This is a genomic window from Plantactinospora sp. CA-294935 (assembly GCF_050936445.1).
GTDB lineage: Bacteria > Actinomycetota > Actinomycetes > Mycobacteriales > Micromonosporaceae > Plantactinospora.
The window spans coordinates 5,639,769-5,665,203 of record NZ_JBNJMU010000001.1; the positions used below are offsets into that span (position 1 = coordinate 5,639,769).

Consider the following 25,435-nt stretch of genomic DNA (forward strand, 5'->3'; position numbering starts at 1 on the left):
CGCTGGCTCGGTGGCGAAGGTCTGCCGTTGTGCGTCGGGTCAGCGGCTGGCGAGTTCGGCGAGGATGTCCACGAGTTCGGGTCGGTCGAACGGGCCGACGTGGGGTGCCGCGACGCTTCGTACGTCGGTCGGGTTGTCCGGGGTGAGGCGGTCGGCCTCGGTGATGAACCGGTCCTGTAGCACAGGTGGGATCAGCCGGTCGCGGGTGAAGCGCACGTACGTCCGGGGAATCCGGCCCCAGGTGCCCGCTTCGCCGCGGGCGTCGGCCAGGGGGATGCTGACGGGCTCGTCAGGCTCGAGCGTGTTGAGCAGCCGACTCACCGCCTCGTCGGTGAAGTCGCCGGCGAGGCACTGCTTGATGCCGTTGAACACCGACGGGTCGGCCGAGCGCCAGTTTATCCGGGCCACCCCCAGCATCGCCGGATCGGCGACCACTGCCTGGGTCACCAGGGGGAGCAGGCTGTCGCTGTTCTCTGGCGTGGCAAGGTAGGCGGCCACGTTCGGCAGGTCGACGCAGCAGTACGCCGCAATGTAGACGACCCGATCGAGCAAGTCGGGGATGGCGTTGCCGACCCTGCTCACGGTGACGCCGCCCTGGCTGGCGCCGGCCAGGATCACGGGCCCGTGGCGGCGAGCGCGGCGCACCACGTCCACGACGCGCTCGACGTAGTCGTCGATGGTGATCTTGGCGAGCGGCGACGGCTCGGTCGCCAACCCCTTGAGGTCCTGCGGGGCCTGGTACGAGCGGGGGAAGAACCCTTCAGCCCCGTGTCCCGGAAGGTCGACGGCCACGCACCGGTGCCCCCGCAGGGTGAGTTCGGTGATCAGTCCCGAACAGAGGTGCGACGAGGAGTTGGTGCCGTGTACGAATACCAGGGTCGGTGGTCGGCGGTCGCCGGTGGCGTCTTTCGTCGTCATCGAGATGCTCCTTGTGGTTGTGGAATTGGTGGGGTGGTCAACGGCACGGTTGGCGCCACATCGGCCACAGGGGTGGGCTGTCCGCCACGCGAACCGGTTCGCCGAGGTCCTCGAAGCCGTACCGCAGGTAGAGGGCGCGGCTTCGGGGTGAACTCGCCTCCAGGTACGCGGCGAGCCCGTCGGCGTCCGCTCGCTCCAACCGGTGGCGCAACATCGTCGAGCCGAGTCCGGCGCCCTGCCGCCCGCCCACCACCCCCATGCACGAGAGGTAGAGGTGTGGTTCACGACGGGGATGCCGCTCGGCCAGTGCCTGCCCGAGAGTCCGCAACCGTCCGCCGTTCTCGCCGAAGATCGAGTTCTGGTCCACGTCGGGCGCGTCCGGACGTTCCTCGTCGGGTGCCTGGCCCGACGCCAACGCCAGCCACACCGAGGCACCCTCACCACGACCGACCAGGTATGCCTCGGCGGAGCCCTGATCCAGCAGGCGGCCGTAGAAGTGCGACTGGAGACGACCGCGTTCACCCGATGCGGGGAAGAGCCAACAGGCGACCGGATCGTCCATGAACGCCTCGGTGAGGATGTCCGAAACCGCCTGCCGGTCTGCGGCACTAGCCTGCCGCACCGGTGCGTACGGTGTATCTTCCGTCATGCGTACAACGTATCGCCGTACCCGGAGGAATCAAGTCGGTACTGCCTAGACCGGAAGCGTAAGTGTGCTAGTCAGAGGAACATTGTCCTAGTACAGTCTAGTCGGACGACAACCTCACCAGCAGATCGGAGGGCAGCCATGCCTTCGCCGACGCCGCGCCACGATCCGCCGTACCGGCGGATCGCCGAGGAGATCCGCGGCCAAATCCTGACCGGCGACCTGCGGCCGGGGGACCGGATACCCTCCGTCCGGCAAATCGCCCACCGATGGGGCGTCGCGGTCGCGACCGCGACCAGAGCGATGGCGACTCTCCGCGACGACGGGCTGGTCGAAGCGACGGTCGGTTCCGGCACGCTGGTCAGCAACCACACCCGCCGCAAGCATCCGGTCAGTCCGGCCGCGTCGCAGCGACCGCGGCGGGCCGGCGCGCTCAAGCAGCCACTGGGCCGGATGCACGTCCTCCGCGCCGCCATCGCGATCGCCGACGTCGAGGGACTCGACGCAGTGTCGATGCGACGTCTCGCGGTCGACCTCGGCGTCGGCCCGATGTCGCTTTACCGACACGTGGCGAACAAGGACGAACTGGTGACGCAAATGGCCGACGAGGTCTTCGGCGAATCCGAACTGCCCGACCCAGGGCCGCCCGGGTGGCGGGCGAAGCTCGAACTGGTCGCCCGCCGACAGTGGGAACTGTGCCGGCGACACCTCTGGCTACCCAGAGCCGTCTCGTTCACCCGTCCGGCGCTTGCGCCCAACATGATGGCGCACACCGAGTGGATCCTGCGCGCGCTCGACGGACTCGGACTGCCCATGACGACGCGGATCCGCGAGGCGCTCACGCTCCACGGACTGGTCGCGACCGTCGCGCTCTCCATGGCGGCCGAGGTCGAGTCGGAGCAGGAAACCGGTGTCACGCTCGACGGGTGGCGGCTGGCACAGCAGAAGCGAGTCGACCAGACGCTCGACAGTGGAAGATTTCCACTGCTGGCGACGATCCCGACGGAGACGGCGTCGGACCTGAGCGGACTGTTCGAGTACGGTCTCGCGCGCCACCTCGACGGTTTCGCCACCCTGCTGGAGGATCCTGCCCGAACGCGGACATGAGGGCGCGACGGACCGCCCGGGGAGGCCCGGTCCTGTTGCTCGGTCGTCGGTCGGCGTGCTGCGTGCCGGCCCCAGCTCACCCACATGTGCGACGAGTCCCGGCGCGGTACGCCAGGAAAGTGTACTAGTTCAATCTCTTCCATCACTAGTCCACTTTCTGAGCTTCGCAATGCGGAATGGGTAGGGGTTTCGCGTAGCTCGAATACGATGTGCGCATGACCCAAGATACGCCGTACGCAGGCGTGCGGCAGGTGGATGACGCAGCAGGGCAGGCCGTGCTGGACGTCCTCACCGAAACGTTCTTGAGCGATCCCGTTGCCCGTCAGCTCGTCCCCTCGCAGTGGCTGGCGCTGACCACGGACCGGGCGCCCGACGCGGCGCATCCGGACGCGCCCGAGGTGGTTCGAGCTTCCTGGCGCGCTGGCTCCTTTCCGGCAACACGGCGGGCGCCGCAGACCTGGTGCGCCGCCCACTCGTGCCGTGGTGCTGCCGATCGGGTCGAGGGTGGTTCGCTCCGATGACGATCGGCGCAGCCTCCACCGGAACGGATGGGCGACACCGGAAGGGGGATCGTATGAACCAGTTGTCCGGCTCGCTCGCCGAGGTGCGGTCGTGGCACCGACCATTGATGATCATGGTGGCGGCGATGTCCGCGCTGGTCGTCGTCGCGAGCTTCGGTCTCTTTGCCGACGATCGTGAGCTCATGCAGGCATCGGTCTGGGAGAAGCCGTGGAAGTTCGGCATGTCGTTCGTCATCTACGGCGCGACGCTCGCCTGGCTAATGCCGAAGCTTCGCAGGGCAAGGCGCACGATGTGGACCGTCGGAACGGTGTTCGCCATCACCGGGCTGATCGACGTCGGTTTCATCGCGGTGCAGGCCGCCCGCGGCACCTACAGCCATTTCAATGTCAACACCGATGCGTTCAACCAGATCGGGCAGGTGGTCTTCTCCGCAGGCGTGGTCGGGTTGTTCGGGGCGAGCCTGCTCATCGCTGTCATGCTGTTGTTCGAGCGGGTCGGTGACCCGGCACTCACCTGGTCCCTGCGAGTCGGGATCGGGCTCTCCGTCGTCGGCATGGCGCTGGCGTCCTTCATCCGCGGGTGGGCCGCGACTGGGCCACGGACGGCCGAGGACGCCTACGGCAACCCGGTCACGCTGTTGGGGCAGCACGGGGTCGGGGCACCGGACGGCGACGGCATGGCGATCACAAACTGGAGCACCGTCGGCGGCGACCTGCGCGTTCCGCACTTCATCGGCCTGCACTCCATTCAGGCGTTCGTGCTCGCGGTGCTGCTTCTCACCGCCCTCGCGGCCCGGATCAGCTGGCTGCGCAGCGAGCGCGTACGCGCCCAGCTGACCGGGGTCGTCATTCTCGGCTACACCGCGCTGTTCACCATCACGACGTGGCAGGCGATGCGCGGCCAGTCGCTGGTCCGCCCCGACGCGGCTACGTGGACCGCGCTCGCCGTAACGGTGGTCGTGACCGCACTGCTGGCGGCTCTGGCCATCTCGGCCGCCCACCGCAGTAAGGTGGTCGCCCCCGGTGACTGGCACTCGTCCGGGGCGCCGCCTCGGGAGCCGGTCGGGACTTTGAGCCGAGACCGCACCGTGGCTCCCTGAGGTTGAGGTTCGCGACCCGCGCTGTGTGGATGTCAACCGGGTGTGGGGTGGGGTCAGCCGCTTCGACGCCTGTTCGGGTCGCTGACGCGGCTGTCCGTTGCTGAGCGCCCGGTCCACGAAGCGCTGCCGGCGGCCCAGCGGCACGAGGTATACGAGGAAGAGGAAACGAGCAGAATGCTGCGTCAGCCCCGGTCCGTTCGCGGCCGACTCCGTCAACCGCAGTCGAGGTCCGTGACCGAGCCCGATCGTTTCGGACAGCGCGCAATCATTCCCACGCCTGGCCGGCTTCTGGCCCTGAGTGTCGTGTTCACGCTCGCGGTGGCTGGGTGCGGGGTGTTGCCGAAGAGGGAGGGCGCGTCCTCGCCGGCCGCCAGCGCTCCGCCCGCCACCGCCACGGCATCCGGTCAGGACACCCGGGCGGCGTTGGCCGAAACCCGCAGCACCATGACCGAGAACCTGAAGGTAGAGGTCGTCGGCCTCAACCGTGTCAAGGGCAGGCACCTCATCGCCCAGATCCAGCTGTCCAACACCGGCACCGAGAAGCACCTGTCCTGGGCCGGCGAGCTGGGTGACCGTACCCGCCCGCTCGGCAAGATCAGGTGGGCCTCTGGTATCGGCGTCCTCGACGCGCGGGCCCGGACCTGGCTCCTGCCGTACAAACCTGCCGGCTCTCCCTGCCTGTGCAGCGACTGGGACCGCGACGGTCTCGGCCAGTTCATCGGCCCTGGCCAGTCGATCACCGTGTACGCGGTGCTGCCCGCGCCGTCGGGTAACCCCGCGACGGCCATCGTGGTCACCCCGGTGGGTCCGCCGATGCTCGACGTGCCCATCAGCGACGGGGCTCCGGCTGGTGATTTTCCCGATCCCGATGCCGACACTGTCACCCTGGTCAACCGCCGCCTCATCCTTCCCGCCGAAGCCCTGGACAAGTCGGAGGAGACCGCAGACGACGGCAAGGACCTGCAGGTGAACCTCTCCTCCGACGTGCTGTTCGCGGTGGGCAAGGCCACCCTCACCCCCAGAGCCAGGTCGATCATGGCCCGTACGGCCAAGCTCATCGACGCCTCACCCAGCACGGTGGTGACGGTGGCGGGCCACGCCGATTCCTCCGGCAACGACACCATCAACGACCCGCTGTCGCTGCGCCGTGCCCAGGCGGTACAGCAGGCCCTGTCGGCGCTGCTGACCAGGAACGGGATCCGCTTCCAGACCCAGGGGTACGGCTCCCGCCGTCCGCTGTACAGCAACGACAGCGACGAGGGCAAACGCCGCAACCGCCGGGTCACGGTGACCTTCGCCAAACCTCAGCCCGCTACCCAGGAACCGGCGGCCACGACCACTCCCGGCCTGACCGGCCTGACCGGCACCACCAAGGCCGACGGCCAGCCCATCGCCATGGAGATCGCCGGCCTGCGTCGACTGCCCGGCGGCCTCGGCCTACTCACCTACAAGATCACCAATCAGGGATCGGTCGAGGCTTGGTTCACCGACCTCCACCACGCCCAGGACTGGGAGGCGTACAAGTACCAGGCCGCGAGCAACGTCCGGGTGACCGACGTCGCCGCCCGCCGCCAGTACCTGCCCGGCCGTCTGGAGGTCCCCACCGACGACGGCGTGGACTTCTACTGCGCCTGCACAGACGTCTCCGGCGTCCGCATCAACACCGAGAAGTTCGCACCAGGCCAGACCCGTGAGTTCTGGAACCTGATCGCCCTGCCCGACACCGCCGACACCCTCAAGGTCAGGATCGGCCCGTTCCGCGACCTCGACGTCCCCATCCACTAACGACATCCAGCGGCCACCACCCGGCACGAAGGAGAAGGCTTGCGCTGGGTCTGTCCGATCACCTTGCCGGCCGCCACGTCCAACGCGGCGAAGAGGCTGGTGGTGCCATGCCGGACGTAGTCGTGCGTCACCCGACCCGGCACGCCGGGCAGCATCGGCACGCTCGCCGAGGAACGGCTGAATCCCCAGATCGCCGGATGCGTACCGCTGGACGAACCGGCGCAGGCGCACCGGCTTGCCGATGACGGCGCCGTCCGGAGCAGGGAAATGGTCGTTCCCTGACCCCGAACGCCGACGGGCCCGCCGGTGCCGGACGTCGACACCGGCCGGGCCCCGCCGTCCCGGCTCAGCCGGTCGGTCGGGAGACCACCTCCAGCGCCGGGATGCTGCTGGTCGCCTGCTGGGTCACCACGAACAGGTACTTCAGGTCGCCGGACCAGGCCAGGCCCCGGGTGGCTGCCACCTCGCCGCTGTTCAGGTCGACCCGCTTCTCCGGCAGGACGCCGCCCACCTCGTAGACCAGCACGTCCTCCCGGCCGCTGGTGTTGCGGCCGATGGCCAGGTAGCGGCTGTCCGGCGAGACGGTCACCGAGTTCGGCCGGAACCCGGTGGCGTACGCCCCGCGTCGGGCGAGGTCGGCCGGGGCGAATGCCTCGGCGTGGTCCCGCGACCCGGAGGCGGTGAACAGCGTCGCCCCGTCCGGGCTGAGTGCCAGGTCGGCGAGACTGCTGCCGACCACGTCGCCGGTCGCGCCCTCGGTCAGCTCGACGCCGGCCACCGAGAAGACCCGTACCGTCGACAGGCTCAGCGAGAGCTGCCCGGCGACGAGCGGCCCGGCGTCGGCGGTCACCGCGCCGAGCAATGGTGCCCGCTGGAAGATGGCGCCGCCCTGCCGGTCGAGCGTGATGGTCGGCGGGGTCGCGGCGGTGTCCAGCGCGCCGATCTTTCCGGTCCAGTCGGTCTCGCAGCCGTACCCGAACCAGATCGTGGTGCCGGTCCGGGCCAGGTGCGTCGGGCAGGTCTGCGACCCGACCGGGTAACGCGCCGTCTCGGCGTACGTCGTGGTGTCGATCGCCGAGATGGCGTCGCCGCTGGCCAGCGCGGCGTAGAGCGTGGTGCTGTCGGCGCTCAGCGCCAGGCCGGTTGCCCCGGGCTGGCCGGTGATGGTCTTCTTCACCCGCCCGGAGAAGTCCGTCACCACGATGCCGTTGGTGGTCGGGCCGCCGCTGACGAACACCCGGTCGTGGACGTCGTCGACCACGATGTCCCCGTAGTTCGGCAGCGGCAGCCGGTCATCGTCAGCCTGAGCGGGTGCCCCGGTGGCGGCTATCACCATTGCCGCGACCGCCGACCCCGCTATGGCCCTGAGAGGGAATCTTCGCATCCCTTCACTCCTCTTTCCGTCATCGACAGATGTGCTTCGTGCTTCATGCAGCTCCGGCTTCCCGCCATGTCGGAACCAGCAGTTCATAGACCTCCAACCATCGGTCGACCTCGTCGGCGAGGTCGGAATCCCGCAGGTGCGGACGCACCCGGTGCAGCGACGGGAGCACTCGTTCGAGATCCCGCAGTGCCCGCGCCCGCCGGTCCGGAGGGGCGTCGGTTCCTTTTCCGAAACCGGTCCTGGCCAAGCAGGCTTTCGCTCGGGGTCTTGACCTTCGCCTCCACCAGCCCTTCGTCGGGATGTCCTGGCCGTATCGATTGGCCGTATCGGCCGCCACGAACCGATCTAGGCATGACGAGTTCAGGTGTACGAGGAACTCGGCGCGCTACGAATTCAGGGCATACCAGATCAGCGCATGGCGAAGGATGTGCAGGTGAATAGCAGGGACTGCGGCCGAACGCTGCGGCCACGAATGCGAAGTGATCGTCCTATCGGGATCATGCAACAGGCCTGGGACGCTCGCGGCCCGCTGAGGCCAACCGGAGAACTCACACGAGGCTCGCGCGCGACGGGTTCAGATAGTCGAGACTGCGACTCTCAAACAGCGTTTCGAGAGCTTCGACGCCGTTCTCCTTCTTGTAGTCCCGCTCGGTTGACGTGATAGGGATCAGCCAGGCAACGGTCGTGCGCCCATTGTCGCAGTCGAATGAATCGAACCCGACCGCCTCCACGTAGGGGAACGAGAGGAAACCGTGATCCAGACTCGACCCGTCCCAAAGCTCCTTGCCGAAGTTGACTGTATGTCCGAGCTCCAAGCGCGATCCGGTCAGGTGGAAGTGGGTTAGTGAATAGAGAAACTCCACTGCCCGTAGGTTCTGGTTCGGTGTGACTATAAAGGTCTCGATGCCATCCGGTTCGCCGCCGCTCATGCCGATGGTGGCGTAGCACCAGGTGTGTTTGCGCTGGAACTCCAGCACGCTGAACCAGGACGGCAATTCATAGAACCTCCCGGTGCTCAGTTGACGCGGCTGAGGCACGGCCTTCCAGTGATCAGCGAAATGCGCCTTCGCGCACTGCTCAAAACTCACAAACCTCACCTCCGAAGAACTCCTCGCGCATCTCCATTGAGTACTGTTGCATCTCGCGCCCCTGCCGATTTGAGTCTGTGCGATCCTGAAGCGCCATTCTGGACCGATCGGTCGCGCTCGCCCGGAGCTCGGCCTCCGTCATCTCGATCCCCGGCTTCTCGCCGATGCTCGGATCACCCTCGTAGTATCGCTTGACGAGCGGCGGATTATGGTCAACGACCTGCCCGGGCCCGGCCCCGAATGCCCTACGATCGGCTCTGGATGGGGTCCTGCCGTAATGTCCGCGCCTGCTGTACGGCCCGCCGCCATCCTCGTTGTGGACCAACACCGGGGTGTTGCCAGCGATCACATAGTACGTGTGGATGTCGGACACGCTCAGGTTGTGCACCCGTTGCTGCTGGTTCCAGGCCCGTACGGCGAGGATCCGGACCAGCTCCCGGTCGTCGGCACGGAGCCAGTCGTCGGTCGCCAGGTCGTCGGCGTCCGCCCAGCGTTCCTCGGCGGCCAGCCAGAATGGGTGGTCGGCGGTGGCGATAACCGTGCCGGTGGCGTCGCCCCGGGCTCCGTCGGTGTCGACGGTGATCTCGATCAGGTCCTTTGCACCCTCGCCGACGATCAGCGCGACAACCGGGCGGGACTCGGTCAGCCCGGTGACCGGGTCGGTCGCCAGTACCTGGTCGCCGACCTGGACGTCCTCGATCGGCTTGCTGGTGCCGTCGGCCAGCACCACGCCGGTGCCCGGCACGAAGCTGTTGCGGCAGCCCGGCGGCTTCGGTGCGGCCGGCGGTGCCGGCGGTGCCTGGGGTGGCGGCGGGGGTTTGGCCGGTGCGGCCGGCGCGTTCCCACCGGCTGGCGCGTTGCCGGCGGGCGGTGTGTCGCCGCCCTTGGCCGGGGGAGCGGGTGGGGTATCCCCGCCGGTCTTCGGTGTGGGTGCCCCCTTGGCGCCGGCGGCCACCTCGTCGGCGCCCTTTGTCCCGGCCTGCACCGCGTCGACGCCGGCCTTGCCGTACTTGCCGGCCTTCACCGCGGTCGCCGCGTATCCCGCGAGCGGGATCGCGGAGGTGAACGAGAGCGCCGCGTCGACGTAGTTGCCCTCCGCGGCGTACCAGATGCCGTTGGCGACGTCGGCGACCTCGCCGACCACCGGCACCAGCCCGACCACGTCGAGGGCGGCGTGGCCGATGTCGCTCCACGACGGCCAGTGCCCGGTCAGGTCGACCATGCTGATCGGGTTGCCACCGCCGAACGAGTACCGGTTCATCGTGAACGGGTTCATCGACAGCGACAGGTCCGACAGGGCGCCGTTGTAGAGGTCGAGGGAGAGGAACCGGTTCTCCCCGGGGCTGTAGTCCCGCAGCCCCATGTCGTAGTTGCCGGAGGCCGAGTCCCAGCGCGCGGTGTTGAACCGGTAGACGTTCTCCGGCTCGGCGTCCGGGTTGCCGGCGTCGGGCTTGTCCGCGCCGGTGAAGGAGTCGGTGTCGTCGCCGCCGTACGCGGTGTAGCCGTAGGTGGCGCGGTTGTTGCCGTCCTCGTCGGTCAGGCTCTCCACGTCGGCGTGCGCGTTGTAGCCGTGGTACGACTGCTCCCGCTCGCCGTCGTCCGGCACGCTGAGCTGCCCGAGCAGCTCGCCGAAGGGGGAGTACTGGTAGGACTTGCGCAGTTCACCGTCGACCCGCTCGGTGAGCACCTGTTGGGTCAGTCCCAGGTAGTCCAGGGTGGTGGTCTTGGCGTCGTCGCCGCCCGCCTTCGCGGTCCGGCTCACCGTCCGGTCCAGCGGGTCGTACGCGTACCGGGTGCTGCTGGCGACGGCCCCGCTGCCCCGGCGGTATTCGGCGGTGCGGTCGAAGCCGTCGTAGACGTAGCGCTCGGTCTGCTCGCCGCCGATGCTGATCCGGCTGAGCCGGCCGAACGGGTCGTAGCCGTAGACGAAGGTGGTGTCGTCGACGGTGGAGGAGGCCAGCCGGTTGCGGTCGTACCGGAAGGTGGTGGTGTCGTCCTTGATCCGCTGCTCGACGATGTTGTTGTTGGCGTCGTGCCGGTATGCCTCGGTGGACTTCTCGTCGCCGTCGGTGCCGGACTTGGTCACCTTGCGGATCCGGTCGCGCGGGTCGTACTCGTAGCTGAAGACGTCGTCCAGGTACGCGCTGTGGTCGTCGGCGTTCTGCCGGCGGGCGGTGTCCTTGGTCTTGTGCGAGTTGGCGTTGTATTCGAGCGTGTGCTCGTTGACCACCGTGCCGCCGGACTTCTTCTCCACCTGGTGCCGCAGCAGCCCGTCGAGGTAGTACTCGAAGTCGACGGTGTTGCCGTTCGGCTTGACCTGCTGCCGTACGTGGGACCGGGCGGTGTAGCTGAACGTGGTGACCCGGTCCTCGGCGCCCTCGCCGGTGGCCCGGTTGGTGATCCGCTCCACCAGGTCCCGGGCATCGTAGGTGAAGCTGGCGGTCTGGTCGTCGTGCCGCCAGGCCGAGATGTTGCTGTTCGGGTCGTACTCGTAGCGGGTGGTGTTGCGTAGCGCGCCGTCCTTGCGCTCCTCGATCGAGGCCGCCCGGTCCAGTCCGTCGTATCCGATGGTGTATTCGTCGATCCGCGCGCCGGGGCTGGCGTCGGTGACCTGTATCAGGTTGTCGTTGGCGTCGTACCGGTGTTGGAAGGTCTTCCGCTCGGTGTCGATGTCGCCGCTGTTGTCCCGGACCAGTCGCACCGCGTCGGCCACCACCGGGTTGTCGGCGTCGCCGGAGAGGGTGATGTTGCGGAGGTTGTCCTCGGTGAAGGCGAAGCGGCCGAGGCTGACCCACTCTCCGGCATCCTGGGTCTGGTCGACGGTGCGGGTGGTGCTGCCGCCGTTGTGCTCGACGGTGTATTGGGCGTTGGTCGCGGCGCCGCGCGGGAACCGGACGGCGACGTCGTAGTCGCCGCTGGCCGGGATGTCGGCCTTCCAGGTGAAGCTGCCTTCGGTCGCGGTGGCGACCCGGTAGTCGTATCCCTCGTGGTCGGCGCCGTCGCCCTCGACGGCCCGCCAGCCGCCGGTCAGCTCGGTGTGGTTGGCGTCGGAGTTGTCCACCAGTACGACGTGCTGGCCGACCGGCACCCCGTCGTCGGAGCGGGACTTCAGCTTGCCGTTGAGGTGGTATTCCCAGGACATGGTGCGGCTGGAGCCGCCGCCCGCGCTGAGGAAGGTGCGGGAGGTCTGCGCGCCGACCGCGTTGTAGTCGTAGTTCGTGCGGATGCCGAACGGGTCGACGGAGCTGCGCAGCCAGCCGTTGTCGTAGTAGGTCTGCCGGGTGACGTTGCGGACGCTCTGCCCCTCCGATGGCGGGGCGCTGACCTCGGTGAGCTGACCGACCTGGTCGTACCCGTAAAAGATCTTGTCCGGAACGTTGACCGTCTCGTCGTCCGCGGCGAACGGAAGGTGCTTCTCCTTGATCCGGTTCAGCTCGTCGTAGACGACGGTCTGCACGAAGTCGTTCGGGTCGGCGGTCTCCGCCCCGCGCGGCATCGTGGTCCGGGTCGGGTTACCGACCTGGTCGTACTCGTAGCGGCTGGTGAAGTAGCGGATGTCGCCGCCGTCAGCGGAGTGCGGCGTGCGGGTCTCGACCACCATGCCCCGCTCGTCCAGGCGGGTCAGGCTGGTGTTGCCCTCCTGGTCGGTCGTCTCGACCACGTTGCCGTCCCGGTCATACCGGACGCTGGCCCGCTGCCCGGCTGCGTCGATCACGGCGGTGACCCGGTGGTTCAGGTCGTACTCGTACTTCGTGGCGTAGTCGTTCGGGTCCGGGGTCTGGCTCTTCTTCGGGTCGACCTCGGTCACCAGGTTGCCGACGGAGTCGTACGTGGCCGTGCTGCGCTGGCCGAGCGGGTCGGTGACGGTCAATCGCTGGTTCAGCTCGTCGTAGGTGTAGCGGGTGACGAAGTCGTTCGGATCGTCGCGGGTCAGGGTTCCCTTGGGGCTTGTCTCCGCCAGCAGGTTGCCGACCGGGTCGTACCGCAGCGTGCTGGTCTTCGCCGGCTCACCGGCCGACTCCCGGGGCGCGGTCAACGCCACCAACTGGTCGTTCTCGTCGTACGCGGCCGTGGTGACGGCCTTGTTGGCGGCGGTCAGCGTGATCATGTTGCCGTTCGCGTCGTACTTCGGCCCCGGCGTGACGATGAACTCGCCCGCCGCCGCGTCCTTCGGGATCCTCGTGGTCAGCGGGCGGTTGAGGATGTCGTACGTGAAGGTGCGGGTCTTCTGCCGGGCGTCGACGGTCGACACCACGTTGCCGGTCGCGTCGTAGCTGAAGAAGCTGGAGCAGCCGAGCGCGTCGGTGATCCGCCGCGGATAGCCGTTCGCGTCGTAGTCGGCGTACGTGGTCGGGTTGCCGTTGGCGTCGGTGGTGGTGACCAGGTGGCCGAACTCGTCGTAGCTGTAGCGGCTGGTGTAGTCGCCGTCGGCCGGGCTCGCCGTCCCCAACGGGTCGGTGACCGCGACCAGGTTGCCCCGGTCGTCGTAGACGAACTGCCAGCGCCGCCCCTCCGGGGAGGTCTTCTCGGTCAGGTCGGCGACGTGCCCGTCCAGCGCGAACCGGTAGCCGAGCCGGGTCGGCGGGTGGTCGTGCGCGTTCGCCTCCGCGTCCCGGATCTCCAGCGGATAGCCGGTCTTCTGGTCGTAGACCCAGGTGCTCAGCGCGCCGTTCTGCTCGCGCAGCCGTACCACGTTGTTGTCGGCGTCCCAGACGAGCTGCGTGACCTCGCCTTTGGCGTTGGTCAGCCGCTCCACCCGGCCGTAGCCGTCGAGCAGGAACTGGGTCGGCTGGCCGTTGGCGTCGGTCACCGTGGCGGTCAGCTTCGAGCCGTCCGCGCCGTCGGCGTCGGCGTACCCGAAGTCGGTGCCGTGCCCCCGGCGGTCGGTGAACTCGGCGACCCGGCCGCGCAGCAGCGACCCGGCCGCGCTGTCGTGGTACGCGATGTCGGTGTGGTTGCCGTTCGGATCGACCGTCCGGACCAGCCGGCCGTCGTCGTAGTGGAAGCCGAAGGCCTGCGCCTGCGGGGTACCGGCGCCGTCGACGATCTCCTGGAGTTCCCCGCCCTCGTTGTAGGTGAAGGTCAGGGTGCGACCGGAGACGTCGGTGATCGAGCGGAGCTGGTGCACGATGTCGGCGTTGGTCAGGTTCTGCGCCAGCCGCTTGATCAGCCCGTCGAAGTACGCGTAGTCGTCGCCGGGCTGGTAGTAGTCGAGGCTGAGGGTGCGCCGCCCGGTGGCGTCGACCAGCCCGGTGAGCACGCCGGTGTGCCGGTTGCCGATGGTGGCCTGGGCATACTCGAAGGTCAGCTCGTTGCCATTGCGGTCGACCGTCGCGGTCTGGTAGCCGCGCTCGTCGAAGTACATCCGGGTCCGGTCGGGGCCGGTGATCGACCAGCGGCGGGCGTCGTCATCCCCGGTCCGCTGCAACAGCAGGTTCACGCCGGCCGGGCTGTCGTAGGTCCACTTAGCCCGGTCGAGGCTGTCGTGCCGGTTCAGCGCGAAGTGGTGGCCGGTGCCGTCCCCGTCGACCAACGTCACCCGCTCCGGGTCGCCGAGCAGGCCGCCCTGGAACTCCAGCGGCGAGCCGAGCCGGGTCAGCGTGGAGGTGGCCAGCGACCAGCCGGGGCCGAGCGAGGAGGTCGAGCCGTCCTGGCTGTTGTAGGCGAGCCGGACGAAGGTGACCGGTCCCCGACTGGGGTTGGCGATCGGGCTGTAGTCGAAGACGGCGTTGCCGGAGAAGGCGTTGACCGAGAGCCCGGCGCCGGCCCCGGTCGCGGTACCGGCGTACTGGTAGAAGCTCTCCAGACCGAGCTGGTTGGAGGTGGGGTGCTCGACGGTGACATCCTGGCGCAGCGGCGCCACGTCGGCGGTCTCGGAAAGCCAGGTGCGGCGATCCCGGTCCCGCAGGTCCCAGGCGAGGACGTACCGCTCGCGGTCCTGCCCGAGCAGGCTCTCGCTCGGGGCCTTCACCTTCGCCTCCACCAGCACCGACGCCCCGGGCGCCAGGTCCGTCGGCAGCGCGGTCTCCAGCCGGTTCGACCCCGTGGTCCGGTCCCGGCCGTCCGGGGTGAACCAGCGGTACGACACCGCGTACGTGCTCTTCGGCAGGGTGCCGGCGGTGGTGTTCCGGACGGTCACCTGGATCAGGTATTCCTCGGAGGGGATCATCCGGCGCGGCGCGTCGGGTGCCGAGTAGGCGCCCTCGACCTGGAGCGCGGCCGTGCGCAGCGGCCGGGGGGTAGGCGCCTGCCGGCTGGCGGTCGTCGCCGGGGAGCGGGTCGGCGCCGGACACGACGCGACCGCCGGCCGGGGACCGTCGGAGCGTGGTTGCCCGTCCGGCCGGGCCCCGGCAGCGGCGGGCGCCGCCGTGGCGACCGGTGCCGGTGTGACGGCCGCCAGGGTCAGCACCAAGGTGGGCAACAATCCGAAGCTGATGAATCGTCTGATACGTACCACGCCACCCGTACCCTTCGTCGGAGCATCCTGGCCGTATCAATCGGCCATCGGTCGTCAGGAACCGATCAGGGCATGACCAGATCAGTGCATGAGGAACTCGGCGCACCAGGAATTCAGGGCATGCCAAACCGGCGCATGGCAAAAATGCGCAAGTGGATAGCAGGAATTGCCGCCAAACCGGCGACTGCGAGAGTGAAAGGATCGTCCTATCAGGACTTCGACGCCCGGATTCACGGTGGCCGGATCAGAGATCGGCACCATCGACCGGGCGGCCCCCCGTTTGCCCCCTTCCGTCGCCAACCCCAACAGACAGGCGCAAGACTATCGATGTAGGCAACACTTTTCGACCCCGCCTACTGTCGGGTATTCGCACCTTCTGATGCACGGTCGCGAGGGCGAGGTCAGGTCAGACGATTCTCTGGGCCATGATGTCGACCTTCGATGCGACGCATCCTCCTCCGCCGCCCGGCGGCTTAATGGTTCGGAAAGAGGTGCGCGCGTACGAGCGGTGTGATCGAGGTGGCCATGTGGGCGTAGCCGTCTGTGCTCGGGTGCAGGCCGTCCGGCAGTAGGTGCTCCTGGGCCGGCCCGAACACGTCGAGCCCGTCGACCAGGTGCACGTCCTCGTCGCCGTGTTCGCGCAGCAGGCGTACGGCCTCGGCGATGTCGGCACGCATCTCGGTCAGGCTCATCCCGGTCGGCCCGGCCTGCTCCTCGCGGCTGGGTGAGAAGATCGGCGACACGACCAGGATTGGCACCCGGGGGTGGCCGTCCCGGATCGTACTGACGAATCCCAGGACCGCGGGCAGGAACGAGCGTTTGCTGAACGTGCCGGCGCCGTAGACGTTGATGCCGAGGCAGGTGATGATCACCTCGGCGGGACGGTCCCGAATCAAGCGTGCGATCATCGGGTCCAGGTGGCACTCACCGCCGAACCCGAGACAGGTCAGATCCATGCCGAGGGTACGCGCGACCAGGGCGGGCCAGGTTCGCGTCGGCGACGCGGCCGCGCCGCAGTGGGTGATCGAGCTGCCGTAGGTGATGAGCCGCGGGCGACGCGTGGCCGGTGCCGCCCAGGTTCGTGCCGACTCGTCGACGGCCAGTTCCACCAGCCGGAAATCGCCGCTGTGGGGCAACCAGATTTCCAGGATCTTCTCGCCAGCCGGCAGTTCGGCGAAGTGAAAGGACCCGTCCGCGGCTACGGGTGCGTTGACGAGCGTCCCCTGCACCACGAGGTCGACCGGGCCGACGTCGTCGGCTGACAGGCATCGCCCGCGGAGCACGGTCGTGTCGGTGCCGAACGTGATCCGGACACCCGCTTGCGCCCGGGCCTGGCCTTGCAGCCGCTCGCCGGGGAAGAGGCGAAGCAGGCTGTGCGGCAGCCGCCAGCCCCGTGACCAGCCCGCCGCGTGCTCGACCTCGATCGCACCGGACCAGGTGAGGACCGAATCGCTCGCTCGGATCGACCGCAGAGGCTTGCTGGGGAATGTGTTCATCGGAAGACCTACCGGTTGGTGAAAGTGCCATGTGCTGTCCGGATGTGATACCGCCGGGGAGCGGTCACGACGACATCGTGACCAGATGCGGACTTCGCCTCGCTGCTCGACGCGGCCGGGTCCGACCACCACGAACGGATGCGGGGCCGCTCGTTCTGGACCCGACCTCACGGCGAGCCCGGCGACCCGCCGGCCAGCGTCCGTACCGTTCTCGGAGGCTTCGGGTTCGTCCGTGGCTGGACGGTCTTGACAGTCGATGTCACGCGTACCCGCGAAGGGAGATTACGTGTGCCGATGGGGCACCGTTGGTGGCGGTGAGACGTAGCCGTACCGCCGTGGTGGTCACCGCCTCGGTCAGGTCGTGGACGCGGTGGCGGCGGCGGTTACCGGTCTCGACGTGCCGCTCGACCCAGCCGCCGTCAGGACCGGCGGTTTCGATGACGTAGTCGCGGACCAGGGTGGGCAGCTCGCGACCGGGGGTGCGGTGGTGGTGCAGGTTGATGAGGTCTTCGTGGACGTCGTCGTCGAAGATCACGTCGATGCGCCGCACCACGGTCGGCTGCGGCCAGTCCAGTCGCAGCCACGGCTCGTCGTCGGTCGGGTCGGAGCACCACATGTGCGGGCCGCTGCCATAGGGCCGTTGGTAGCCGTCGAGTACCCGGGCAGGCGCGAGCGCGTTGGTGTCGGGGCTGAGCCGGATCGCCGGCGCGCGGCGGTGCAGCGGGATCGACCGCCAGGCCAGCACCTGCTGCGACCCGAGCGGCATCTGGTCGTCCGGTGAGCGTTTGCCCGGCTGGTTGATCAGTGCCAGCACGCCCGGGACCGTGTTGTCCGCCAGGTGCACGGTCACACCCGGAACGCTGCGCAGGACAACGATCACCGGCAGGCCCTCGGGCAGCTTGACCGGCTGCCCGGCCAGGACGAAGCGGACCCACTGCGGCTGGCCGCCGGCGACGGTGGCGGTTGCCGACGCCAGTTGCCGAGCCGGTACGTAGTTCTGGCCGCGGTCGCCGACGCATACCTCGACGGTCACCTCGCCGTCGCCACTGAGCAGCAGTGACACCGATTCCAGCAGCGGCCCGGCCGGTACCACGACCGCGATGTCGCTGGTTAGTTCCCGGCTCTCACCGTTGGGCCGCAACGCCAGCGACCGGAGGTACGACGACGCGGTCACGGATGCGGCGGCGGCCAGGTCGGCCGGGTCGTGCGCGGCCAGGCCGACGATCGAGCCGTCCTGCCGCAGCAGCGTCTGTACCAGGTCGCTGCTGTGACGCTCGCTCAGCTCCCGCGGGCTGAGCTGGCGCTGGACGCACAACGCGGCCGCGGTGCCGGCGGCTTCTCCGAGCGTGCCGCACGTCGCCATCACCCGGGTGGAGCCGAACGCGACGTGGCTGGCGGAAATGTCGCGACCTGCCATCAGCATGTTCGTGCAGTTCACGGAGTAGAGGCTGCGGTACGGCACGTGGTAGACGCCGGTGGAGTACAGGTGCTTCGAGCCGGCCTCGGTGGCGTACATGCCGCCGGGCGGGTGCAGGTCGATCGACCAGCCGCCGAAGGCGACCCGGTCGTCGAACTCGACCTGGTCCATGATGTCGTGCTGGGTGAGGGTGTGGCCGCCGACGAACCGGCGGTACTCCCGTTTGCCGGGCAGTGCACCGACCCATTCCAGGCTCATCGTGTCGGCGTCGAACCTGCCGGAGTTCTTGATGTAGTCCCAGATGCCGTAGATGACCGACCACAGTTCGTCGCGGATGCGGTCGTTGTCGTGCACCGTGTCGAGTTCGCCGCCCCACTCGATCCACCAGTACGCGCAGCCGTTGTCGCCGGCCCGGATGATCCGATGTTCGGGGATCGGCGTGGCGGTGATGTCCTTGGCGAAGCTCGGCGGCACATACCGCGTCGGTTCGCCGGTGTCCTTTGTGTAGAACAGCAGCGTGCTGCCGAGGGTGATGTCGTCGGCGACCTCGGGCGCCCACGGCTCGCCGTACTCCGACCGGGCCTCCCGGCCGATCCGGTACCTCGCCCCGGCGAGGTGGCCCACCAGGCCGTCGCCGGTGCAGTCGAGGTACAGCGGGCCGTCGAACCGGATCAGCCGCTCCGAGCCCATCATCCAGCCGGTCACCGAGTCGATGCGGCGGGCGTCGTCGGGGCCGCTGGCGGCGACCTCGCGGACGTCGGTGTTGAGGAACAGCGTGATGTTCGGCTCGGCGCGGACCGCGTCGAGCACCACCAAATCCCAGTAGTACGGGTTGCCTTCCGGGTTGCGGTACTGGTTTTCGACCAGCAGTTCCCCCATGACACCGCCTTCGCGGGCGAAGTGGTGCACGCCGTGGCTGGTGGCGCCGCACACCCACACCCGTACCTCGCTGCTGGAGTTGCCGCCCAGCACCGGTCGGTTGGTGACCAGCGCGACCCGGCGGCCGAGGCGCGCGGCGGCGACCGCCGCGCAGACCCCGGCGAGCCCGCCGCCGACGACCGTGATGTCCGAGGTCACGACCTCGTGTCGCATGAGCTGTCCCTATCTGGCTGCGGTGGTGTCGGTGGCTCTACTTGATCCCGGAGTGGGCCAGCGCTTCCACGAACTGGCGCTGGAAGATCACGAACGCCGTGGCGACCGGTACCAGTGCGGACACCGCCGCGGCCATCGCGAGGCCGGCGGAGATGCCGCCCTCGGAGTCCGCGAAGGTGGTCAGGCCCAGCGGGATGGTGAAGTTGCTCGGGGTGGTCAGCATCACCAGCGGGGTCTCGTAGTCGTTCCAGGTGCTGACGAAGCTGATGATGGCCAGCGCCGCCAGCATCGGCCGCACCAGCGGCAGGTACACCCGCCAGAACACCTGCCATTCGTTGGCGCCGTCGATCCGGCCGGCCTCGCCGAGCGCGTCCGGTGCGGCGACGAACGCCTGCCGCAGTAGGAACGTGCCGTACACGGTGAACACACCCGGCAGGATCAACGCCCACAGCGTGTCGTACAGGCCGAGTTGCTGGAAGAACATGAACCGCGGGACGAGCAACAGCTGCGCCGGAATGATCGACGTCGCGAGGTACAGCAGGAAGATCTTGTCCCGGCCGCGGAACTTCAGCCGCGCGAACGCGTAGCCGGCCATTGCCGACGTCGTCAGGTCCCCCACCACACCGGTCAGCGTCACGATCAGCGAGTTGACGTAGTAGGTGATCATCGACTTCTCGCCGATCCACACGTCGGCGTAGTTGGCCCAGTGCACCGGGTCGGGGACCCACCTGATGGGTAGCGTGAACACGTCGATGTTGCGTTTGAGTGACGACGACAGCATCCATAGGAACGGCACCACGAAAAGCACCGCCAGCGCCCACACCAGCAGCGAGGCGCCCAGCTTGCCACCGAAGCGCCGCCACCGGCGGTGGCGCATGCCGGCCGTCTGCAAAGTGCTCACGTGTACAGCCCTCGTCCCTTTTGGAACCGCCAGAAGAATGCCGTCAGCAGCAGGACCCCGACGAAGCTGATCATGCCCACGGCGGCGGCGTAGCCGAACCGGTAGAACTGAAAGCCTTGCTGGTACATGTAGTACGACAGGGTTGTCGTCGAGTCGCCCGGTCCGCCCTGGGTCAGGAACGCGATCAGACCGAAGCCCTGCGACTGGCCGATCGTCATCGTGATCGCCAGGAACGTGGTGGTGGGCATCAGCGCCGGCCAGGTCACCGTGGTGAACCGCCGGAACGCGCTGGCGCCGTCCAGCGCCGCCGCCTCGTACAGGTCGACCGGCATGGCTTGCAGCGCCGACAGGTAGATGACGGCGTTGTAGCCGACGGCCGACCACACCGCGATCATCACCAGCGACGGCAGCCCCCACGTCTGGGAGACCAGCCAGTCCGGTGGGGCGTCGATGCCGACCGCCCGCAGTCCCGCGTTGACCGGACCGCTGTCGGGGTTGAGTAGCAGCAGCCACACCAGGCCGATCGCGACCGAGGTCACCACATGTGGCAGGAAGAACAACACCCGCAGGAAGGTGCGGCCGGCGATGTCGCGGTTGAGCAGCATCGCCAGGCCCAGCCCGCCCAGCATGGTCGCTGGCACCCCGACGCCCGCGTAGAGCAGGGTCCGGCCGGCTGCCCCCCACAGCGCGCCGTCCCCGAGCGCCTCCGCGAAGTTCGCCAGACCGACGAAGGTGATGCCGGAGTAGCCGGACACCACGTTCCAGCCGGTGAACGCGATGGCGATCGCCGCCAGCAGCGGCAGCAGCGTGAAACTCAGGAAGCCGACCAGGTTCGGAGTGATGAACAGCCAGCCGACTCGGCCGGACCGGCCGGTCACACTCCGCCGCTTGCTGGTGTCACCGGCCGGCCCGTCGGTGCTGGCCGCGGGCTGGGCCGAGGGTGCTGGGGGAGTGCTGGCGCTCACCCCGCCGCCTTGATGGCCTCGTCGGCTTCCTTGGTCGCCTGCGTCACCATCTGGTCGACCGTGATCTGGCCGAGCATCAACTGGTCGTGGAGCTTCTTGTAGATGGTGTCGACCTGGTTGGACGCCGTGGTGATGGTGTCGATGGGGTGCTTGTACTCGGTCCCGAAGAGCACCTTCTCGAACGACGCGACATCGTACAGCTTGGCACGGTCCGGGCCGAGCAGGTCCGCGATCGCCTGGGACCGCTTGCTCGGGTCGAGGATCGACGGCAGCCGGCCGCCCTTGGCCATGAGGATGCTGTTCTGCATCCAGAACTTCACGAACGTCCACGCCGCGTCCTGCTGCTTTGACTTGGCGCTGATCGAGATGTGGTCACCAATCAGGCCGTCGTTCCAGAACTCCTGGCCCTTGACGGGCGCCGGGTTCGGCAGGGCGCGGACCTTGAAGTCGTGCGGGAACTCCTTGAGGTCGCTGATGTAGCGCAGTACGAACACCTGCCCCGGCAGCAACGCCACCCGGCCGGTCAGCAGCGGCCCGTGGCTGAAGGTCTGCAGTTTCTCGGCGACGATCGTCCGTCGCGGCAGCGCACTGCCTTCCGCCTGCATCGCCAGGGCGAGTTCGAAGTATTGCCGCCACACCGGATTGCTGAACGACGAGGACTTGCCGTCCTGGCTGTAGTAGTAGTTCGGACCCAGGGTGTACCGGTGGATCGGCGGCGTGTTGAACGTCCCGAACACCGTGCCGGCCCTGCTGAGCTTCTTCGCCACCTCGCGGTAGTCGTTGATGTCCCAGCCGTCCGGGATGGTGACGCCGGCCTCCGACAGCATCGTGTCGTTGGCGAAGATCAACGTCGATGCCTTCTGTCCCGGCACAGAGTAGATCTTGCCGTCGTACGCGAGGTTTGCCACCGGGGACGCGTCCGGCCCGAACTGCGCCAGGTCGGAGTCGTTCTCGACCCGGCCGGTGAGGTCGACGGTCAGCCCCGCCTGGACCCGCTTACCGAGGGTCGGGGTGTCGTACGAGAAGAACACGTCGATCGGCACGCCACCCTGTAGCGACGTGTCGAGCTTGAGTTTGCCCTGGTCGTCGTTGACGTACCGGGTGTAGGTGACCTTGATGTCGGGGTACTGCTTCTGGAACGCCTCGATCATGGCGTTCGGCCCGGTCTCGGGCGGGACTCCGCCCCACACGTTGAGGGCTCCGCTGGTTGTGGAGGTACTGCCGCCGTCTTTGCCGCAGGCGGCGAGGAAGGCGATTCCGGTGGCACCAGCGGCCGCTTTCAGGGCGGTACGCCGGGAGAAGGGTGTGCCGATCACATCAGGCTCCTTTGCAGGACGCGCAATTCATGGGAGGGGATCGGGCGGGCCTCAGGACGCGCTAGTGCGGGTGTTTACCGCGCGGCGAGGCTGGTCTCGACGATGCGGCGGGCATCGTGGAGCCACAGTCGCAGGGTTGGCGGGTCGGCGATGCGGACGTCGCCGGTGAGCGCGAGGGCCACCGGGCGGTCCTCGTCGGTCTTGACGGGGATCGCGGCGCCGACCGTGCCGGTGAACCCCCACTCCGGCAACACGAGCACGTCGTGCTCGACGTTGGTGCGGGCGAAGGCGAGGACTTCCTCCTCGGTCGCCGGCACCGCCGCAGTGCCGGGCCAACCGTACCGGTTACGAGATTGCCGGAGGATCTCCAACGCCTCGTCTTCGGGCAGGTCGACCAGCATCCGCAGCCCGGGGGCCGAGAGGTGGATCGGGAAGCCCGCCCCGAAGTCGATGGTGCCGATGGTGCTGCCGGTCCGCAGGAAGTAGATCATCTCGCCGCGCCACAGGACACACAGCGTGGCGTCGAGCCCCGGGTGTGCGGAGGCGATCGCCTCCATCGCCGCCCGCGGCTTGCGGATCAGTGGAAACCAGGTGGTCGCGGACGCCAGCGACAGCACCCCGAAGTCCGGCGCGAACCGCCGGTCCGGGGTCTTGCGGACGTACCCCACCTGCGTCAGCGTCGCGAGGATCCGGGACACCGAGCTCTGGTGCACCCCGATCCGCCGGGCGATCTCCGTGGCGGTCAGCGGTGCCCCCTCGTCCACGAGCTCCCGTAGCACGTGCAGGCCCCGGGCGAGGGCCGAGGTGTTTGGCGCTTCGACAAGCGTACGACGCATGGGAGGGAAGGTAGCGTGCGTCAAACGCATGATCAATAGGTTACGCCCGGGTTATTGAACTGCTATCAGCTAGCTGCTAGCTTACAGATCATGCGACCAGTGCACGGGGAAACGTTCCGGGTGGCGCAGCAACGGCTGCGCCAGTACATCGATGATCACGACCTGCGTCCGGGGGACCCGCTGCCGTCGGAGGCGAAGCTTGCGGAGAGTCTCGGGATCAGCCGGATCTCGTTGCGCGAGGCGACGCGGGGCCTACAGGCGCTTGGCGTGATCACTGCGATTTCTGGGCGCGGACTGTTCGTGAGCGAGTTTTCGTTCCGGCCGATCCTGGAGCAGTTGCCGTACCGGGTCGCCATCGGTGGCGCCTCGTTGTACGAGGTGCTTGTCGTGCGCGAGGCGCTCGAAGTCGGCCTCATCGAGATGGTCTCCAAGTGCCTGACGCCGGCCGACCTCGACGACCTGACGGGCCTCGCCGACGAGATGGAGCGCAGGGAACTGGCCGGTGAGCCCCTCGGCGACCTCGACAAGGCGTTCCACGAGCGGCTCTATCAGCCACTCGGCAACGGGTTGGTGTCGTCGCTCATCGACCTCTTCTGGGAGCTCTTCAACAGGCTGTTCGACTCGCTTCCCGGCGAACCGGCGGGCCATCCCGCCCGCGTGCACAAGGACATCGTCGCGGCGCTCGGTGCCGGTGAGGGGATGTCCGATGCGATGGTCGCCCACTTCGGCTACATCCGTCATCGGCTCGAGCCGCTGGCGTCCTCCCGTCACGACCAGGACGGTGACCCCGACTAACCGTCTCCAGCCCATGGGACCAGGTAGGAGACAGGGAATGGTCCAGCAACCCACCCACGGCCGGAACGGGCCGAGAGGTGGGCGTGCAGCGACGACCGCTCGAGGGGTGACCACCGATGCCAGTAACCAAGCGTCCGAACATCCTCTGGCTCTGCGCCGACCAGCAGCGCTTCGACACCCTGGGCTGCTACGGCAATCCGTTCGTCGAGACGCCGAATCTGGACCGGCTGGCCAGCGGGGGAGTGGCGTTCGAACACGCCTATGCGCAGAGTCCCGTGTGTACCCCGTCGCGGGCGAGCTTCCTGACCGGCCGCTACCCGCGCACCACCCGCGCCCGCCAGAACGGAGGGTCCATCCCGGCCGACGAGAGGCTGGTCCCCCGGATCCTGGCCGGTGCCGGTTACACCTGCGGCCTGGTCGGGAAGCTACACATCCGGGCCGCCCACCCTCGCCCGCATCGTCCGGTGGAAAGCCGTATCGACGACGGCTACAGCTCGTTCAGCTGGTCGCACCAGCCGCCACCGAACGCCGCGCAGGCGGCGATGGACTGGCCGACCAACGCATACAGCAACTGGCTGCGCGCCCGCGGTATCGCGTTCGCGCGGCAGGCCCATCCGGACACGGAGCACGTCCAGATCGGTCTGGAAGAGCAGCACCAGCACACGACCTGGTGCGCGGAGAGCGCCACGGAGTTCGTCGAGACGATGGCCGGCTTCCCGCAGCCGTGGCTGCTGTCGGTCAACTTCTACGACCCGCACCACCCGTTCGACCCACCCAAGGAGCTGCTCGAGCGATATCTCGACCGGCTGGACGACCTTCCGCTACCACGTTTCCGGCCTGGCGAGCTCGACAACAAGCCGCTGCTCCAGCGGGACCACCACGCCGGCGGACACAGCGCCGCGCGCACCTTCGTCTATTCCGAGATGGACGAGCGAGAGCACCGGGTGATCCGCGCCGCGTACTGGGCGATGATCGACATGCTCGACCGGCAGATCGGCCGGGTCCTCGACGCACTCGAGCGCACCGGCCAGCGCGAGGACACGATCGTCATCTTCCACGCCGATCACGGCGAGATGCTCGGTGACCACGGCATCTACCTCAAGGGCCCGTACTTCTACGACCCGGCCGTACGCGTCCCGCTCATCCTGAACTGGCCACGTCGACTGCCATCCGGGCGACGGGTGAGCGGCCTGGTCGAACTGGTCGACGTGGCCCCGACCGTGCTGGAGGCGGTGGGCGCGGACCCGGAGCCCGGCATCCAGGGCCGATCACTGATGTCGTTGATCGACAACGAGGTCGCCGAGCACCGCGACGACGTCTACTGCGAGTTCTACCACGACAGCGATCCGCCCCCCGGCCAGCGGACGTACGCGACCATGGTCCGTTCGGAAAGGCACAAGATCGTCGTGTACCACGGCAGCGGCGACGGTGTCCGCGGCGAGCTGTACGACCTCGAAGACGACCCGGGCGAGCACGTCAACCGGTGGGAGGACCCGGCGTACCTGACGGTCAAGACAGACATGTTGCAACGGATGGTCGACCGCATGGCGATGACTGCCGACCCCCTGCCCGTACGAGACGACGTCTGGTAACCGGGCCCACGGCACCCGA

General features: G+C 68.3%; 17 protein-coding genes and 1 pseudogene. 6 read left to right on the top strand and 12 right to left on the bottom strand.

Translation table 11 applies throughout. The annotated features are described in order from the left end of the window. Window positions 1-39: 39 nt before the first annotated feature. On the bottom strand, window positions 40-918 hold the full coding sequence (locus ACQEVC_RS25250; RefSeq protein ID WP_432881879.1) for an alpha/beta fold hydrolase: 879 nt from the start codon (window positions 916-918) through the stop codon (window positions 40-42). A gap of 37 nt (window positions 919-955) precedes the next feature. After that, window positions 956-1,567 carry a GNAT family N-acetyltransferase gene (locus ACQEVC_RS25255; RefSeq protein ID WP_432881882.1) on the bottom strand — a complete coding sequence of 204 codons (612 nt, stop codon included), beginning with the start codon at window positions 1,565-1,567 and terminating at the stop codon, window positions 956-958. Between the two features lie 138 nt (window positions 1,568-1,705). Here ACQEVC_RS25255 and ACQEVC_RS25260 point away from each other — a divergent pair, with 138 nt between their 5' ends. The 4 genes from ACQEVC_RS25260 (at window position 1,706) to ACQEVC_RS25275 (ending at window position 6,077) form a co-directional block, all read left to right on the top strand. Continuing rightward, window positions 1,706-2,671 (top strand): GntR family transcriptional regulator, encoded by a 966-nt coding sequence (locus ACQEVC_RS25260; protein ID WP_432881885.1) that lies wholly within the window; start codon window positions 1,706-1,708, stop codon window positions 2,669-2,671. Window positions 2,672-2,886: 215 nt separating this feature from the next. Further along, window positions 2,887-3,192, top strand: coding sequence for a hypothetical protein (locus ACQEVC_RS25265; RefSeq protein WP_432881888.1), 306 nt, complete (start codon window positions 2,887-2,889; stop codon window positions 3,190-3,192). Between the two features lie 53 nt (window positions 3,193-3,245). Beyond that, window positions 3,246-4,292, top strand: a complete 1,047-nt coding sequence (locus tag ACQEVC_RS25270; protein WP_432881891.1) for a hypothetical protein — start codon at window positions 3,246-3,248, stop codon at window positions 4,290-4,292. A 231-nt stretch (window positions 4,293-4,523) separates the two neighbouring features. Continuing rightward, on the top strand, window positions 4,524-6,077 hold the full coding sequence (locus tag ACQEVC_RS25275) for an OmpA family protein (RefSeq protein WP_432881893.1): 1,554 nt from the start codon (window positions 4,524-4,526) through the stop codon (window positions 6,075-6,077). 53 nt (window positions 6,078-6,130) lie between these two features. On the opposite strand, the pseudogene ACQEVC_RS25280 reads toward ACQEVC_RS25275, so the two are convergent. The 10 genes and pseudogenes from ACQEVC_RS25280 to ACQEVC_RS25325 all read right to left on the bottom strand — a co-directional run. Beyond that, window positions 6,131-6,238: pseudogene (locus ACQEVC_RS25280) on the bottom strand (IS630 family transposase); the annotation flags it as partial. A 185-nt stretch (window positions 6,239-6,423) separates the two neighbouring features. Continuing rightward, window positions 6,424-7,461, bottom strand: coding sequence for a YncE family protein (locus ACQEVC_RS25285; RefSeq protein ID WP_432881896.1), 1,038 nt, complete (start codon window positions 7,459-7,461; stop codon window positions 6,424-6,426). Window positions 7,462-8,009: 548 nt separating this feature from the next. Further along, complete coding sequence (locus ACQEVC_RS25290; protein WP_432881899.1) at window positions 8,010-8,549, bottom strand: suppressor of fused domain protein; 540 nt, start codon at window positions 8,547-8,549, stop codon at window positions 8,010-8,012. Further along, complete coding sequence (locus ACQEVC_RS25295; protein ID WP_432881902.1) at window positions 8,539-14,970, bottom strand: polymorphic toxin-type HINT domain-containing protein; 6,432 nt, start codon at window positions 14,968-14,970, stop codon at window positions 8,539-8,541. The genes ACQEVC_RS25290 and ACQEVC_RS25295 overlap by 11 nt, the downstream gene beginning before the upstream one ends. A gap of 509 nt (window positions 14,971-15,479) precedes the next feature. Beyond that, the gene (locus ACQEVC_RS25300; RefSeq protein WP_432881905.1) at window positions 15,480-16,502 is read right to left on the bottom strand and encodes an SGNH/GDSL hydrolase family protein; all 1,023 of its coding nucleotides are present in this window, start codon (window positions 16,500-16,502) and stop codon (window positions 15,480-15,482) included. A gap of 259 nt (window positions 16,503-16,761) precedes the next feature. After that, window positions 16,762-19,011 carry an FAD-dependent oxidoreductase gene (locus ACQEVC_RS25305; protein ID WP_432881907.1) on the bottom strand — a complete coding sequence of 750 codons (2,250 nt, stop codon included), beginning with the start codon at window positions 19,009-19,011 and terminating at the stop codon, window positions 16,762-16,764. 37 nt (window positions 19,012-19,048) lie between these two features. After that, a complete protein-coding gene (locus ACQEVC_RS25310; RefSeq protein ID WP_432881910.1) occupies window positions 19,049-19,912 on the bottom strand; it encodes a carbohydrate ABC transporter permease in 864 nt (287 codons plus the stop codon). Next, window positions 19,909-20,877: a carbohydrate ABC transporter permease gene (locus ACQEVC_RS25315; RefSeq protein WP_432881913.1), complete on the bottom strand. Its 969-nt coding sequence runs from the start codon at window positions 20,875-20,877 to the stop codon at window positions 19,909-19,911. Before ACQEVC_RS25315 ends, ACQEVC_RS25310 begins: the two co-directional genes overlap by 4 nt. Then, window positions 20,874-22,193: an ABC transporter substrate-binding protein gene (locus ACQEVC_RS25320; RefSeq protein ID WP_432881916.1), complete on the bottom strand. Its 1,320-nt coding sequence runs from the start codon at window positions 22,191-22,193 to the stop codon at window positions 20,874-20,876. The genes ACQEVC_RS25315 and ACQEVC_RS25320 overlap by 4 nt, the downstream gene beginning before the upstream one ends. A 74-nt stretch (window positions 22,194-22,267) precedes the next feature. After that, window positions 22,268-23,029 (bottom strand): IclR family transcriptional regulator, encoded by a 762-nt coding sequence (locus tag ACQEVC_RS25325; RefSeq protein ID WP_432881919.1) that lies wholly within the window; start codon window positions 23,027-23,029, stop codon window positions 22,268-22,270. 90 nt (window positions 23,030-23,119) lie between these two features. On the opposite strand from ACQEVC_RS25325, the gene ACQEVC_RS25330 reads away from it, so the two are divergent. Continuing rightward, window positions 23,120-23,824: a FadR/GntR family transcriptional regulator gene (locus ACQEVC_RS25330; protein WP_432881921.1), complete on the top strand. Its 705-nt coding sequence runs from the start codon at window positions 23,120-23,122 to the stop codon at window positions 23,822-23,824. A 116-nt stretch (window positions 23,825-23,940) separates the two neighbouring features. Continuing rightward, window positions 23,941-25,416, top strand: a complete 1,476-nt coding sequence (locus ACQEVC_RS25335) for a sulfatase family protein (RefSeq protein ID WP_432881924.1) — start codon at window positions 23,941-23,943, stop codon at window positions 25,414-25,416. Window positions 25,417-25,435: the final 19 nt, after the last annotated feature.

Excerpts from the sequence above, each read along its gene's own strand:
- ACQEVC_RS25260 (WP_432881885.1), top strand. The coding sequence starts at position 1,706 with ATGCCTTCGCCGACGCCGCGCCACGATCCGCCGTACCGGCGGATCGCC.
- ACQEVC_RS25250 (WP_432881879.1), bottom strand. The coding sequence starts at position 918 with ATGACGACGAAAGACGCCACCGGCGACCGCCGACCACCGACCCTGGTA.
- ACQEVC_RS25255 (WP_432881882.1), bottom strand. The coding sequence starts at position 1,567 with ATGACGGAAGATACACCGTACGCACCGGTGCGGCAGGCTAGTGCCGCA.
- ACQEVC_RS25335 (WP_432881924.1), top strand. The coding sequence starts at position 23,941 with ATGCCAGTAACCAAGCGTCCGAACATCCTCTGGCTCTGCGCCGACCAG.
- ACQEVC_RS25265 (WP_432881888.1), top strand. The coding sequence starts at position 2,887 with ATGACCCAAGATACGCCGTACGCAGGCGTGCGGCAGGTGGATGACGCA.
- ACQEVC_RS25325 (WP_432881919.1), bottom strand. The coding sequence starts at position 23,029 with ATGCGTCGTACGCTTGTCGAAGCGCCAAACACCTCGGCCCTCGCCCGG.
- ACQEVC_RS25270 (WP_432881891.1), top strand. The coding sequence starts at position 3,246 with ATGAACCAGTTGTCCGGCTCGCTCGCCGAGGTGCGGTCGTGGCACCGA.
- ACQEVC_RS25285 (WP_432881896.1), bottom strand. The coding sequence starts at position 7,461 with ATGCGAAGATTCCCTCTCAGGGCCATAGCGGGGTCGGCGGTCGCGGCA.
- ACQEVC_RS25330 (WP_432881921.1), top strand. The coding sequence starts at position 23,120 with ATGCGACCAGTGCACGGGGAAACGTTCCGGGTGGCGCAGCAACGGCTG.
- ACQEVC_RS25305 (WP_432881907.1), bottom strand. The coding sequence starts at position 19,011 with ATGCGACACGAGGTCGTGACCTCGGACATCACGGTCGTCGGCGGCGGG.
- ACQEVC_RS25300 (WP_432881905.1), bottom strand. The coding sequence starts at position 16,502 with ATGAACACATTCCCCAGCAAGCCTCTGCGGTCGATCCGAGCGAGCGAT.